This is a genomic window from Mucilaginibacter aquaedulcis, assembly GCF_030409325.1.
Classification (GTDB): Bacteria; Bacteroidota; Bacteroidia; order Sphingobacteriales; family Sphingobacteriaceae; genus Mucilaginibacter; species Mucilaginibacter aquaedulcis.
Genome location: NZ_JAUFPR010000004.1, coordinates 1,143,207 through 1,158,084, shown reverse-complemented (window position 1 = coordinate 1,158,084; position 14,878 = coordinate 1,143,207). Strand labels below are relative to the sequence as shown.

General features: G+C 41.2%; 11 protein-coding genes. 4 read left to right on the top strand and 7 right to left on the bottom strand.

What is annotated here, in order from left to right; translation table 11 throughout:
* Positions 1-188 precede the first annotated feature (188 nt).
* Positions 189-536, bottom strand: a complete 348-nt coding sequence (locus tag QWZ01_RS23485) for a HesB/IscA family protein (protein ID WP_290327705.1) — start codon at positions 534-536, stop codon at positions 189-191.
* 93 nt (positions 537-629) lie between these two features.
* On the opposite strand from QWZ01_RS23485, the gene QWZ01_RS23480 reads away from it, so the two are divergent.
* The 3 genes from QWZ01_RS23480 to dnaA all read left to right on the top strand — a co-directional run bounded on the left by QWZ01_RS23480 (position 630) and on the right by dnaA (position 4,576).
* On the top strand, positions 630-1,160 hold the full coding sequence (locus tag QWZ01_RS23480; protein WP_290327704.1) for a DUF7935 family protein: 531 nt from the start codon (positions 630-632) through the stop codon (positions 1,158-1,160).
* A 4-nt stretch (positions 1,161-1,164) separates the two neighbouring features.
* Entirely contained in the window at positions 1,165-2,712 is a 1,548-nt protein-coding gene (locus tag QWZ01_RS23475; RefSeq protein ID WP_290327703.1) for an acyl-CoA mutase large subunit family protein, read from the top strand.
* Between the two features lie 439 nt (positions 2,713-3,151).
* On the top strand, positions 3,152-4,576 hold the full coding sequence (dnaA, locus tag QWZ01_RS23470) for a chromosomal replication initiator protein DnaA (protein ID WP_290327702.1): 1,425 nt from the start codon (positions 3,152-3,154) through the stop codon (positions 4,574-4,576).
* 251 nt (positions 4,577-4,827) lie between these two features.
* On the opposite strand, the gene QWZ01_RS23465 is transcribed toward dnaA, so the two are convergent.
* The 3 genes from QWZ01_RS23465 to recJ form a co-directional block, all read right to left on the bottom strand.
* Positions 4,828-6,348: a GH3 auxin-responsive promoter family protein gene (locus QWZ01_RS23465; protein WP_290327701.1), complete on the bottom strand. Its 1,521-nt coding sequence runs from the start codon at positions 6,346-6,348 to the stop codon at positions 4,828-4,830.
* Positions 6,349-6,526: 178 nt separating this feature from the next.
* On the bottom strand, positions 6,527-7,267 hold the full coding sequence (lptB, locus tag QWZ01_RS23460; RefSeq protein WP_290327700.1) for an LPS export ABC transporter ATP-binding protein: 741 nt from the start codon (positions 7,265-7,267) through the stop codon (positions 6,527-6,529).
* Between the two features lie 120 nt (positions 7,268-7,387).
* Positions 7,388-9,085: a single-stranded-DNA-specific exonuclease RecJ gene (gene recJ, locus QWZ01_RS23455; protein ID WP_290327699.1), complete on the bottom strand. Its 1,698-nt coding sequence runs from the start codon at positions 9,083-9,085 to the stop codon at positions 7,388-7,390.
* A 137-nt stretch (positions 9,086-9,222) separates the two neighbouring features.
* Here recJ and QWZ01_RS23450 point away from each other — a divergent pair, with 137 nt between their 5' ends.
* Positions 9,223-9,990 (top strand): MBL fold metallo-hydrolase, encoded by a 768-nt coding sequence (locus tag QWZ01_RS23450; RefSeq protein WP_290327698.1) that lies wholly within the window; start codon positions 9,223-9,225, stop codon positions 9,988-9,990.
* Here the strand turns inward: QWZ01_RS23450 and QWZ01_RS23445 are convergent.
* The 3 genes from QWZ01_RS23445 to QWZ01_RS23435 form a co-directional block, all read right to left on the bottom strand.
* Positions 9,987-10,406 carry a response regulator gene (locus tag QWZ01_RS23445; RefSeq protein WP_290327697.1) on the bottom strand — a complete coding sequence of 140 codons (420 nt, stop codon included), beginning with the start codon at positions 10,404-10,406 and terminating at the stop codon, positions 9,987-9,989. The genes QWZ01_RS23450 and QWZ01_RS23445 overlap by 4 nt on opposite strands.
* Before the next feature lie 500 nt (positions 10,407-10,906).
* Positions 10,907-13,798, bottom strand: a complete 2,892-nt coding sequence (gcvP, locus tag QWZ01_RS23440) for an aminomethyl-transferring glycine dehydrogenase (RefSeq protein ID WP_290327696.1) — start codon at positions 13,796-13,798, stop codon at positions 10,907-10,909.
* Between the two features lie 302 nt (positions 13,799-14,100).
* Complete coding sequence (locus tag QWZ01_RS23435) at positions 14,101-14,817, bottom strand: pyridoxine 5'-phosphate synthase (RefSeq protein ID WP_290327695.1); 717 nt, start codon at positions 14,815-14,817, stop codon at positions 14,101-14,103.
* Between the last annotated feature and the right edge of the window lie 61 nt (positions 14,818-14,878).

Sequence of the window (14,878 nt, the reverse complement as noted above, 5' to 3'; positions counted from 1 at the left end):
GCATAAAATATCTGAAAATCAACTATTTTAGGATATTTATAGTGTAAGATTATATATGATACCAAAGGCATTTAACACCCTGATCGATGTGACCGAATCAGCCTCGGAGTTGCCGTTAAAAACCACAAAAGTGAGCACAAAAAAAGGGCAGCCAATGGCTGCCCTTTTATAATATCATATGATTTAATTTATACCGAGAAAGAAGTTCCGCAGCCGCAGGTACTTGCAGCGTTCGGGTTGTTAAATGTAAATCCACGAGCGTTAAGGCCGTCCTGGAAATCAATTTGCATTCCCATCAGGTACATACCATGGGCTTTATGCATAAACACCTTTAATCCGTCGATATAATGTTCCTGGTCACCATCTTTTTTCTGGTCAAAACCCAAAATGTAGTTCATGCCTGAGCAACCACCACCTTCAACACCAACGCGCAAGCCAAAGTCTTCACCTATTTCTTGCTGATCTCTTAATTTAAAAAGTTCTTTAACGGCTCCTGGAGTAAAGGATACCGGTGCAATTTCAACAGCAGTACTCATCTTATTTTTATTTAACTACACAAATATAAGGTAAAATGTGGATTTTTGTTGCAACCGGTATTTTATGACCTCTGTTTAACATTTTCATTATCTATGCAAACCTTACCCTACTTACTTGATATTTTAAAATATACCATTGCCGGCATTGGCGTTGTATGGGTGGCGTTGTATCTGTTTAAACCTTATCTTGACCGGGCCGAACATGTACAGTTACTGGAGCTCAAAAGAACCATAAGCAATCAAACACTTCCGCTGCGCTTACAGGCTTACGAGCGCGTTGTACTATTTATAGAAAGGGTAAATCCTGCAAGCATGCTGGTGCGGCTCAACGCCTCGGGCATGTCGGCAACCGAATTGCAGCTTTTGATTATCACCGAGGTCCGTAATGAATTTCAGCATAACGTTACGCAACAAATTTATGTAAGCCATCGTGTTTGGAACGTAGTTAAACGGGTAAAAGAAGATACTCTGAGCCTGGTAAACAGCGCTGTTAAGAACTTACCGCCTGATGCTTCAGGTACCGATATGGCTAAAACCATTCTTATTCATTTAAGTAAACTGGAGCAAGACCCATATGAAATAGCCACCGGATTAATAAGGCAGGATATGGAAGAGTTATTTTAACCTTATGGCAAAAAAAAAATTCAGCACCACTTCAGGTATCGAAATTAAGGAGGTTTACACCGAACCTTCGGGAATGAACGAATTGCCGGGTGAGTTTCCCTTTACCCGCGGCATACAAAAGGATATGTACCGGGGCAAAGCCTGGACCATGCGCCAGTATGCTGGATTTTCAACAGCCGAAGAATCGAATAAACGTTATCACTACCTTTTAAGCCAGGGCACAACAGGTTTATCAGTAGCGTTTGATCTGCCCACGCAAATTGGCTATGACTCTGACCATGATCTTGCCGAAGGTGAGGTAGGTAAAGTAGGCGTAGCTATCGACTCGTTAAAAGATATAGAGATACTGTTTGATGGGATAGCCCTCAAGGATATCACTACATCCATGACTATTAATGCTACTGCTCCTATATTATTAGCTATGTATATAGCGCTGGCCAAAAAACAGGGAGCCGATTTAACGCAGATTTCGGGTACGGTACAAAACGATATATTAAAGGAGTACGCCGCGCGCGGTACCTATATATATCCACCTGCAGCCTCCATGCGATTGATAACTGATGTTTTTGAATACTGCAGTAAAGAAGTGCCCAAATGGAACACTATTTCTATTTCAGGATACCACATCCGTGAAGCAGGTTCAACGGCGGTTCAGGAACTGGCGTTTACCCTGGCCAATGGCAAAGCCTATCTTAAGGCAGCCCTTGATAAGGGTCTTGATATTAATGTATTTGCCAAACGGCTATCCTTCTTTTTTAATTGTCATAACAATTTTTTTGAGGAGATAGCTAAATTCAGAGCTGCCCGCCGCATGTGGGCGCATATTACCAAACAGCTTGGCGCTACCGATGCCGGGGCTCAAAAGCTCCGCTTCCATACCCAAACCGGCGGATCTACCTTAACCGCGCAACAACCGCTTAATAATATTATAAGGGTAAGTAACCAGGCCTTGGCCGCAGTATTGGGCGGCACACAATCGTTACATACTAATGGTTATGATGAAGCACTTTCCTTACCTACAGAGGCAGCAGCCAAAATAGCCTTGCGAACACAACAGATTATTGCTTTTGAGAGTGGGGTAACTGATACCGTTGATCCGCTGGCGGGTTCCTATTTTGTAGAGGCCTTAACCAACGAGATTGAGGCAGCCGCACAATTATACATAGATAAGATAGATGCCATGGGCGGGGCGGTGAAAGCCATTGAGCAGGATTACATTCAACAGGAGATTGCTGCTTCTGCTTATCAATATCAAAACGACATTGAAAGCGGCGAAAAAGTATTGGTAGGTGTGAACCGTTTTACCCAGCAGGAAGAAGCCGCCATCAATGTGTTCAGGGTTGATGATAGCATCCGCAAAATGCAGACGGAAAAATTGATCTTACTTAAAAACAACCGCGATAATCAGGCGGTTTTATCCAGCCTCAATCAACTCCAAAATGCCGCTAAAGGCCAGCAAAATCTAATGCCGTTTATCCTCTCAGCAGTGGAACAATATGCCACCCTTGGTGAGATAGCCGACACCCTCAGAGAGGTGTTTGGAGAGCACTGATACAACCTCTGGTTTTAAAGAAAAATCACCCTAAATAAAAATGTGGAAAATTAAATTCCGCCTTGAATTTTATCAGGCAGAATACCAGAGTTTTAGGCATTAACGGTAGAGCTAATACCTAAATGGCTCAACATTTGCAGGCGGCCTTCCGTATAATAAATTATTATAACACTGATACTTATGTGAATATTTTGTTAAATTAAACCATCGGTATCGGCAAGGAACAGGCTCAATTTATGATTGCGATTTTTGTTGTGGAACATAACATTTTATGTGGATTTCTTATCAAAAAAGCGATTATCATATCATAAATTTATTTGTCAAAAAAGTGAAAATATAATTTTTTTATTAGCTTTTTTATGGCAATATTCGATGTTCCGTAGCAGGCCCAAAAGATGTTTCGCTGAGGGTTGGAAATCAATATTTTACTAAAAACTATATGGAAAAAACTTGTACTAACGTTTGGAATAGCTGCCTCCAGATCATAAAAGATAACATCCCGGCACAAAGCTTTAAAACTTGGTTTGAACCAATAAAAGCTTTGCGTATGGAAGGAAGCGTCTTAACGATACAAGTACCAAGTTTGTTCTTTTACGAATGGCTTGAAGAGCACTATGTAGGTTTACTGCGCAAAACAATTAAAAAACAATTAGGCGACGAAGGACGTTTAGAGTATAATATAGTTGTTGAGCAATCATCAAGTAAACCATACACAACAAATATGCCTTCAAACGGAAATGGGGCCGAGTCAAAAAATCAGTCAATGCCGATTCCTATCTCAATTAATAAGGACATCAAAAACCCTTTTGTGATACCCGGCTTGAAAAAGTTAAATGTAGATCCGCAGCTGAACAGGAATTACACCTTTGAAAATTTTGTTGAAGGTGATTGTAACCGTTTGGCACGGTCTGCCGGTTATGCCGTAGCTGCAAAACCAGGTGGCACCTCATTTAACCCTTTGATGATTTATGGCGGTGTAGGTTTGGGTAAAACTCACCTTGCACAAGCTATAGGTAACGAAATTAAACGTTCCCTGCCCGATAAACTGGTACTTTATGTATCGTGCGAAAAATTTACACAACAATTTGTCGACGCGCTTAAACATAATAACATTAACGACTTTGTGAATTTTTACCAGGCTATTGATGTACTGATCATGGACGACGTACACAACTTTGCCGGTAAAGAAAAGACCCAGGATTTCTTTTTCCATATTTTTAATCACCTGCACCAATCTGGCAAGCAGTTGATCATTACATCGGATAAAGCACCTAAAGATCTGGCTGGTTTAGAAGAACGCTTACTTTCGAGGTTTAAATGGGGCCTATCTGCAGATTTGCAGATCCCTGATCTGGAAACCCGTATGGCTATCCTGAAAAACAAAATTTACCAGGACGGTATTGAGCTTTCAAACGACGTTATCGAATACGTTGCTCACAACATTGATAACAATGTGCGTGAGTTGGAAGGCGCCATGGTATCTTTGCTTGCACAGTCAACCCTTAATCGTAAGGAGATAGATTTGAACCTGGCTAAGCAAATGCTGAAAAACTTTGTTAAAAATTCATCCAAAGAAATTTCGATGGAGTATATACAGAGCCTGGTTTGCGAGTACTTTGAAGTGCCTATTGAGATGGTAAAATCACAAACCCGCAAACGCGAAATTGTACAGGCCCGCCAAATATCTATGTATCTGGCCAAGGCACATACTAAAAGTTCATTAAAATCAATTGGCCACTTTTTTGGCGGCCGTGACCATTCTACCGTAATATACGCTTGTCAAACCGTTGAGGACCTTATTGACACCGATAAGAAATTTAAAGGTTACGTTGCAGACATTCAGAAGAAGCTCAAAATGTCGTAACCGACCTATTATCATATTACTATGGAGCCTTGCATTTTTTATGCAAGGCTTTTTTGTTATAAAAGCGTCATGCTGAACTTGTTTCAGTATCCCATCTTACAAGTCAATACAGAGCCATGCAAGTGGGATACCGAAATAAATTCAGCATGACGGCAAAAGATCAATACTTAAAATTGAACTCACAAGTGGGACGCTTATGGCAGCGAAAGAAAACGACTCTTGTATCCTGACTCTAAAAGTCTTGCATCTATCTACACCACCGGTTCCATTATTTTTAAAATGGCATCCACATATTCGCGGTTGTTGGCTAAGCGGGGTACCTTATGCTGACCTCCTAATTTCCCTTTTTCTTTCATCCAGTTAAAGAAAGTACCTTCAGGAGCCCTGCGAACTATAGGCCTACGCAGGGCCATATCTTTAAAGCGTTTAGCATCATAATCGGAATTAATGCGGCGCAGGGTTTCATCAAGCAGATCCACAAAGCGTTCAAACTCGGCGGGCTTTTTCTCAAATTCAATGATCCATTCATGGGCACCACATTGGTCGCCGTTAAAGTAAACAGGTGCCGCAGTATATTCGCGGATAATGGCTCCAGTTTGCGTACAGGCTTCTTCGAGGGCGCGTTCGGCATTATCAATGATCACTTCTTCGCCAAAAGCATTAATAAAATGTTTGGTACGCCCGGTTACCTGTATACGGAACGGGGATAAGGAAGTAAATTTAATGGTATCACCAATCATGTAGCGCCATAGTCCGGCGTTGGTAGTGATGATAAGGGCATAATTTTTATCCAGCTCTACCTCATCAAGTGTAAGTGTATCAGGATAATCATCGTACAAATGCTCGAGAGGCAAAAACTCATAAAATATGCCGTAATCAAGCATTAACAGCATCTCACCAGGTTCTTTTGTATCCTGAATACCAAAGAAGCCCTCAGATGCATTATAATTCTCCAAATAATACATATCATCATTTGGAATCAGGCCCTTAAACTGCTCCCGATATGGTGTAAAATTAACCGCTCCGTGAAAATACATTTCAAGATTTGGCCATACCTCCAGCAAATTCTTTTTGCCGGTAATTTCCAATATGCGCTTAAATAGCACCAGGTTCCAGGTAGGTACGCCGCTAATGCTGGTTACATTAACATCTTTGGTAGCGTAAGCAATCTTTTCTATCTTTTCTTCAAAGTTTTCAAGCAGGGCTATATCCAGATCTGGGGTGCGGTGAAATTCGGCCCAAAGGGGAAGATTTTTCATAATTACCGCCGAAAGATCACCAAAGGAGGTGTCGGCACTTAATTGGCTCACCTGGTGACTGCCGCCCAGCGTTAATATTTTTCCCGTGAACATACGGGCATTAGGTTGATTGTTAAAATAGATGGTGAGCAAATCTTTTCCGCCCTTAAAGTGGCACTCCTCTAAGGCCTCTTCACTAACGGGTATAAACTTACTCCTGTCATTAGTGGTTCCTGATGATTTGGCAAACCATCTAATTTCAGACGGCCAAAGCACGTTTTTTTCGCCGGTAAGCATCCGCTCAATATAAGGCTTAAGCGTGTCGTAACTTTGAATGGGCACCCTTTCCTTAAACTGGTTGAGGTTTTCGATGCTTTTATAATGATACTTTCGCCCCCACTCTGTACTTTCTGCACCTGATATCAGCTGCTCAAACCATTCCTCCTGCACCTCATTAGGATATTTCATAAAAAGCTCAATCTGGTGAATGCGCTTTTTCATGAACCAGGTAAATACAGAATTAAAGATTGTCATATTAAAGAATCAAGAAATTAGAATCTGGAGTCAAGATATGAAAAATATGCTAAGAGAGTCAAGAATTTAGAATCAAGAGTTAAGATAGGAAAAATTTGGTTAATCCCTAAAAGGACTATGCATGGGTTTCATGACAAAGCATGATAGGTCCTGATGCTTGATTCTAACCTCTTGATTCTTATTGCGGGAATACTTTTCTTTTCAATACAAAATTGGCCCCCAGGTACACCTTACGCACCATTTCGTTCTCGGCCAGTACCTCGGGCACACCCGATTCCAGTATCTTGCCCTCAAAAAGCAGGTAAGCCCTGTCGGTAATCGATAATGTTTCCTGCACATTGTGGTCGGTGATCAGGATACCAATATTACGGTGCCTCAATTTGGCTACCATTGCCTGGATCTCTTCTACCGCAATAGGGTCAACCCCGGCAAAAGGTTCATCAAGTAAAATAAAGTTAGGCTCAGCTGCAAGCGCCCTTGCAATTTCGGTACGGCGCCGCTCACCACCAGACAGGAGATCGCCACGATTTTTGCGCACTTTGTGCAAGCTGAACTCATCAATCAACTCTTCCAGTTTATCACGCTGCCTGTCTTTAGGCATTCCCCCCATTTCCAAAACAGCTTTAATATTGTCTTCTACAGAAAGTTTCCGAAATACCGAAGCTTCTTGCGCCAGGTATCCAATTCCCTTTTGAGCACGACGATACATCGGATCGCCGGTGATGTCCTTATCATCCAGAAAAATGGTACCCTCATTAGGTTTTATCAGCCCCACTATCATGTAAAAAGAGGTGGTTTTCCCTGCACCATTTGGGCCGAGCAATCCAACTATCTCACCTTGAGCCACCTCAAACGACACGTTATTAACAACCGTACGCTGCTTATATTTTTTTACTAAATGCTCTGCTCTTAAAATCATGTTGCAAATTCAAAAGTCAAAATCCCAAAGTTTAAAAACAGTATTCTCAACTTTAGTTTTGCCTTATATATCTGATTCAAAAGCCGGTTAATTTTTGACTTTTGAACTTTTAATTTTGACTTATATCCGTATTCCTTTAATATTCAATTGAATGGTTCGCCTTTCGCGCCATACGTTTTCTTCAATGCTGTAACAAATATCAAACGGCACACCGCTTTTCAATTGCGGCAGGTACTCGCCATGGTTAAAGGCAATGCAATCAAACGCTACCGACCCTTCCTGCATTACCGCCATTTTAACATGTGCGGCACCAACCAAGCTGGCATTGCCACTAACATACACATTTTTACTAATGAAAACCGGCGACATATTTTCGGGCCCGAATGGTGCAAACTGATTCAATATTCTGAAAAATTTCGGTTCTATCTGGCTTAAACGTAATTCAGCGTCAATTTGTATCTGCTGTATCAATTGTTCTGGCGCTATAGTTGCGCTCACTACTTCCTCAAAACGGGCTTTAAAAGCTTCTACATTTTCGGGATCCATGGTTAAGCCCGCGGCATATTTATGTCCGCCAAACTGTATCAGCAGATCTTTGCACTCACACAGAGCTTCGTAAAGATCGTAACCCAAAACTGAGCGGGCCGAACCGGCCACGTGACCGTTTGACCGGGTAAGCACAATAGTTGGCCGGTAATACTTTTCGGTAAGCCGCGATGCCACAATACCAATAACCCCTTTATGCCAGTTTTCATTAAAAACAACGGTTGATTTCCGGTTAATCAGCTCTTCATCATTATCTATAATGTTTAAGGCCTCGCCGGTAATGTCCATATCATGACCTTTGCGCTCCGTATTACGGATATTGATCATTTGGCCTTTTTCTTTAGCTAAATCTTCATCACAGGCTATAAGCAGTTCAACTGCATGTTTGGCATCATCAATTCGGCCGGCGGCATTAATACGCGGGCCAAGCAAAAACACCACATCAGATATAGTAAAGCTCCCCGTCCTGCCCGAAACTTCCATCAGTGTTTTCACACCAATGCAGGGATCAGTATTGATCTTTTGAAGGCCAAAATGTGCAAGTACCCTGTTTTCGCCTGTAATATGTACTATATCGCAGGATATGCTGATAGCTACCAAGTCTAAAAAACGGGCAACTTCCTCAAATGGAATATCATGCGTTTCTGCATAAGCCTGTATCAACTTAAAACCAATACCGCAACCCGAAAGTTCTTTATATGGATATTCACAATCGTTACGTTTAGGATCAAGTACCGCCACCGCGGCAGGCAACTCGGCCCCGGGAAGGTGGTGATCGCAAATAATAAAATCAACACCGCGGCTATTGGCATAATCAATTTTATCAACAGATTTAATGCCGCAGTCAAGCGCTATGATCAGCGTAAAGCCGTTATCTGCCGCGTAATCAATACCCTGGGTTGATATACCGTAACCCTCTTTGTAACGATCGGGGATGTAATACTCCAGGTTTTCATAACGTTCTATAAAAAAGCCATACACAGTTGCAACAGCTGTTGTGCCATCCACATCATAATCGCCGTATATCAATATTTTTTCGCCGGCAGCTATGGCATCTTCAATGCGCTCAATGGCTTTTTCCATATCCTTCATCAAAAAAGGATCGTGCAAGTGCCGCTGATCGGGTCTGAAAAAGTAACGTGCCTCGTCAAAAGTATGTATACCCCTGTTAACCAGCAGAGTACTTAAAACGCTATCGATATTAAGTTCGGCAGCTAATTTTTTGACCACATCATGATCTGCATTATCTCTTACCGTCCAGCGTTTATTCATTACATTTGTAGCTTAAAAGCAGTAAAGATAACTAAATCGAGTATCAAGTAGTTAGTATCAAGTATCAAGACATCTGCGTTTTTTTGTAAAGACCTCAAAGTCTTGATACTAACTACCTGATACTAAAAATATATACTATGGAAATTTTCGCGTTGGGTGAAGGCTCATATTCGGTTGATGCAACCAAAAAATTTATCCCTTTTAATCCCGAGCTTGATAACCCGAAAGACCGCCCGGCATCGTTATTTATTCATGTAAACCCGTTTCTGATCAAAACAGATCATGACCTTATTGTACTGGACACCGGCCTTGGTTTTAAAGATACCCGTGACGAGCTGCTGATTCATCAAAACATTCGCAATGCAGGCTTTGACCCGGAGGATGTTTCCCTGGTACTGATGTCGCACCTTCATTATGATCATTCAGGTGGTTTGGTGGTTGAACGAAATGGTAAACTTAAACCCAGCTTTCCCCGGGCTCAGCATGTAATACAACGCCAGGAGTGGGAAACCGGGCTTGCCGGCCGAACATCATCATATCATAAGGAAATATTTGAAGCGTTGAAGAACGCCAATATTACCTTTGTTGAGGGCAATGGTGAAGTACAGCCAGGTATAAGATATGAACATTCAGGAGGCCATTGCCCATACCACCAGGTATTTTGGATTGAGACAGAAGGAAAAAAGGTATTTTTTGGGGGCGATGAACTTCCCGAACCAGAGCAATTAATCCGAAAGTTTATTGCCAAGTATGATATGGACGGGCGAAAAGCAATGATGCTACGTGAAGAATATGGAAAAAAGGCAGCTGAGGAAGGATGGACCTGCCTTTTTTATCATTCTAAATCATTTGCAATAGGAAACGTACAACGAACTGACGAACACTTTAAAGTGATCTCGGCTTAATGGTGGTTTTGAACTTCAAATAGCTCTTTTATTTTTTCAACGTTTAGTGGCTTGGATATAAAATCCTTCACCAACGGATATGATTTTGCCTTATTGATATCATTACTAAACACAGATGAGGAAATAATATATATCTTGCTCTTACCCAGTGGGTCTATATTCAAACGCTTAAATTCTTCCAGAAATTCCCAGCCATTCATAATGGGCATATTTATATCCAGCAAAATGTAATCGGGCATTTTGCTTGGATCTCTTTTCTGGATATCTGCCAGCTGATCTATAGCAAATTTTCCGTTTAAACAGGCCATAATCTCCGTATTAAGCAGCGCCTTCTTTATTAATTTAATGGAGATGAAATTATTGATCTCATCATCATCAACCAATAATACGCTAACAGGCTTGTCGTTAATTGTCATAAGGCACTTTGAATAGATGTACTTAGTTTATATTTAAAATAGATAATGCTTTATACGCTGGTCGAATCAAAAAGTTATATTCCCATAAGTTGTATTGCCGAATATTGTTTTAATTATAATGATTATAATCCAAAACCGGAATATTTATTTCATGAAGAGTAATATTGTATGTTAAGTACAACATATTTAGTGTAACGAAATTATACATAATTTGTACAATTTTTATGCTCTTTAAAACAAAAACAGCTCCCAGAAGCAAAAAAAGGCATTTTTTACAATATTCTTACCCAATAAAATTTACCGTTATTTTTTATAGTGTACCGGAAACATTTAAGACTCAAGATTTAAAACACAATAGAATACTGAATAAAATGATTAGCAGTCAACTAAATGACCAAAATGAGAATGTTTTAATAGTAAACTGATTAACTTAAACAAAAACGCGCAGATGATCTTTAATCATCTACGCGTTTCCTTGGTATATTAACAAAAATGTTACACTACTCTATCACACTTTCTTCAAAAGCATAATCTTCTAATGGCGGGCAAGAACAGATCAATGTACGGTCGCCATAGGTATCATTAACACGCCCAACCGAAGGCCAGAATTTATACGCGGCCACGTAAGGCAGCGGGAACGCTGCTTTTTGACGGGTATATGAATGCTCCCAGTTATTCCCGGTAATTACCGCGGCAGTGTGTGGAGCATTTTTTAACGGGTTATCTGTTTTATCTAAAACACCGTCGGCAACATCGGCAATTTCATGACGTATGGCAATCATAGCATCACAAAAACGATCAAGCTCATGCTTAGGCTCAGACTCTGTAGGCTCAACCATAACGGTACCCGCAACCGGGAACGATACGGTTGGTGCATGGAAACCATAATCCATCAGGCGCTTGGCAATGTCAGTAACCTCAATACCAAATGGCTTAAATGAACGACAATCCAATATCATTTCATGCGCACAACGACCGTTAGCTCCTGCATATAATACAGGGAAATGATCCTGCAATCTGGCTTTGATATAATTAGCATTCAGTATGGCATAACGGGTTGCATTGGTTAAGCCATCCGCACCCATCATAGCAATATAAGCGTGTGATATGATCAGGATAGAAGCAGAACCCCATGGAGCTGCTGATACAGCATGTATAGATTTACCTCTGTCAATATCAACCACAGCATGGCCCGGTAAATATGGCACCAAATGTTTAGCTACACCAATAGGCCCCATACCTGGGCCACCTCCACCGTGAGGGATACAGAAGGTTTTGTGCAAATTAAGGTGGCAAACATCGGCACCAATGTTGGCCGGGCTGGTTAAACCTACTTGGGCGTTCATGTTAGCACCATCCATATAAACCTGACCACCATTTTGGTGAATGATATCACATATCTCAATGATCGACTCCTCAAATACGCCGTGAGTAGATGGATAGGTAACCATTAAGCACGAAAGTTCATTTTTATATTGCTCGGCTTTGGCTTTCATATCGGCAACATCAATATTGCCATTATCGTCGCATTTAACCACAACTATCTTCATGCCGGCCATTGCTGCTGATGCAGGGTTGGTACCGTGTGCTGATGAAGGGATCAACGCGATATTACGATGATGATCGCCACGGTCATTATGATACGCGCGGATAACCATTAAGCCTGCATATTCGCCCTGTGCTCCCGCGTTTGGCTGCAAACTCATGGCTGCAAAGCCTGTGATCTCGCTTAACCAGTTGTTGATTTCATCAAACAGCTGCATGTAACCACCTACCTGATCGGCAGGGGCAAAGGGATGTATCTTGCTGAATTGAGGCCAGGTAATCGGTACCATTTCGGTAGTAGCGTTAAGCTTCATGGTGCATGAACCCAGCGCTATCATAGAGTGGCAAAGAGAAAGATCCTTGGTCTCCAGCGATTTGATATAACGCAGCATTTCATGCTCTGAATGATGCGTATTGAACAAACTATGTGTTAAATAGGCAGATTTACGTTGCAATTCGGCAGGGATAACTGTTTCCAGGTTAGCCTTTAAACCATCTAAATCAACATCATTAATGGTTTTGCCTTTTACTTTGGCAAAAAACCTAACTATTGTTTTTATATCCTCAACTGAGGTGGTTTCATCAACAGCGATAGTAACTACAGAACCCTCATAGCTCAGGTTCATTTCGTTATTCAATGCCTCTGAATGTATCGGGCCAGCTAATACGCCAACATCAAACTTCAGGGTATCAAAATACGATTCGTTTAATTGCTCATAGCCCAATTGTTCCAATGAACCCGCCAGCAATATTGCTAAACCGTGGATTCTTTCGGCAATTAATTTTATGCCCTGCGGACCATGGTATACGGCATACATACCGGCCATAATGGCTAATAATGCCTGCGCAGTACAAATATTTGAAGTTGCCTTATCTCTACGGATATGCTGCTCACGTGTTTGCAGTGCCATACGCAATGCATAATCACCGGCACTATCAATAGTAACACCAATGATACGGCCTGGTATAGAGCGTTTGTATTCTTCTTTGGTAGCAAAAAATGCGGCGTGCGGACCACCAAAACCCATTGGCACACCAAAACGCTGAGTTGAACCCACAACGATATCAGCACCCCACTCGCCCGGAGGAGTTAGTAGTACAAGGCTCATGATATCGGCAACAACGGTTAGCTTAATACCTTTTTCATGTGCTTTGGCAGCATAATCAGTATAGTTGTATACAGCACCGTTACCTGCAGGATATTGTACAATGGCACCGAACATATTATCGGTTAACTCTACTGTACGGTGATCACCTATTTGAAGTTCGATACCGTAAGGTTCTGAACGGGTTTTTAAAATATCGATAGTTTGCGGAAACAGCTCCTCAGATACGAAGAAAACATTTGCGTTTTGATTTTTGCGCAGGCTATATTGCATAAACATCGCCTCAGCTGCTGCAGTACCTTCGTCAAGTAATGATGCATTGGCTATTTCCATTCCGGTTAAATCAATTACCATGGTTTGGAAATTAAGCAGCGCCTGCAAACGTCCCTGTGCAATTTCGGCCTGATAAGGAGTGTATTGTGTATACCATCCGGGATTTTCAAGTATGTTACGCTGTATTACACCAGGAACAATAACATCATAATAACCCTTACCGATATACGATTTAAATACCTTGTTTTTTGAAGCTGTTTGCTTTAAAGTATTCAGGTAATCAAATTCGCTTTTAGCGGCCGGTAAATTAAGTGGTTTTTTTAACCTGATTTTTTCAGGCACCGTTTGCGATATTAATTCATCTAATGAATTAACACCAACAGTTTTTAACATTTTTGCCGTATCGGCCTCATTTGGAGCAATATGTCTCGATTGAAACTTCTCCTGGTAGTCTGCGTTCAACTTCATGAATCAAGGGTCCCTCTAAATTTAGCGCAAAGGTACACTTTTGCAACCTGAGTAACAATTGCCTAATATATTATTGACAGATTGGTTACAAGATCTTTTGGTAAAGGGCAAAAGATAAAGGGACAAAAATTCGCTGCTTTTCATTCCAACACAGAAGAGATCATTCAATTAGTATATTTTCTCCCCAACGGGTGAAAACTTCTGCAGCAAAAAACAGGATGGCGTACCAATGGCACGCCAAAAATGTTGAATTATGTATTCTACAAAGCTTTTGCTCCTATAGAGCGATCATCACTGAATAATTAAGCCAACTGTCTTAAATATTGTTGTATGGTATTTTCGAGCCCATAATATAAAGCATCGCTAACAAGCGCGTGACCAATACTAACTTCCTGTAAACCAGGAATATTTTCGGCAAAATATTTTAGATTATGCAGATCAAGATCATGCCCGGCATTAATACCTAAACCAAGGCTTTGGGCTGTTTTAGCAGCCTCAATGTAAGGAGCAATAGCCAGTTCCTTACCCTGATGAAAGTGGGTAGCATAACCTTCGGTGTACAATTCTATACGGTCGGTGCCGGTTTTGGCAGCACCTTCAACCATTTTGGCAACGGGGTCAACAAATATTGATACCCGTATGCCGGCATTTTTAAATACTGCTATCATATCTGTCAGGTAATGATAATTGGTGATGGTATCCCAGCCATGATTTGAGGTAATCTGTCCTAATACATCTGGCACCAGAGTAACCTGCTCAGGCTTATTGGCCAAAACCAGGTCAATAAATTTTTGCTCCTGACAATTCCCCTCTATGTTAAACTCCGTTGTAACTATTTTCTTAAGTTCAAACACATCGTTATACCTGATATGCCTTTCGTCTGGTCGTGGATGCACAGTGATTCCCTGGGCACCAAAACGTTCACAATCTTTAGCAACTTGTATCAGATCGGGATTATTGCCTCCGCGCGAATTGCGCAGGGTAGCTATTTTATTGATGTTGACAGATAAACGGGTCATGGCTCAAAGTTAATGTTTCATTAATATAATTATAAACCTATTATGAATTGATAAGTTTATA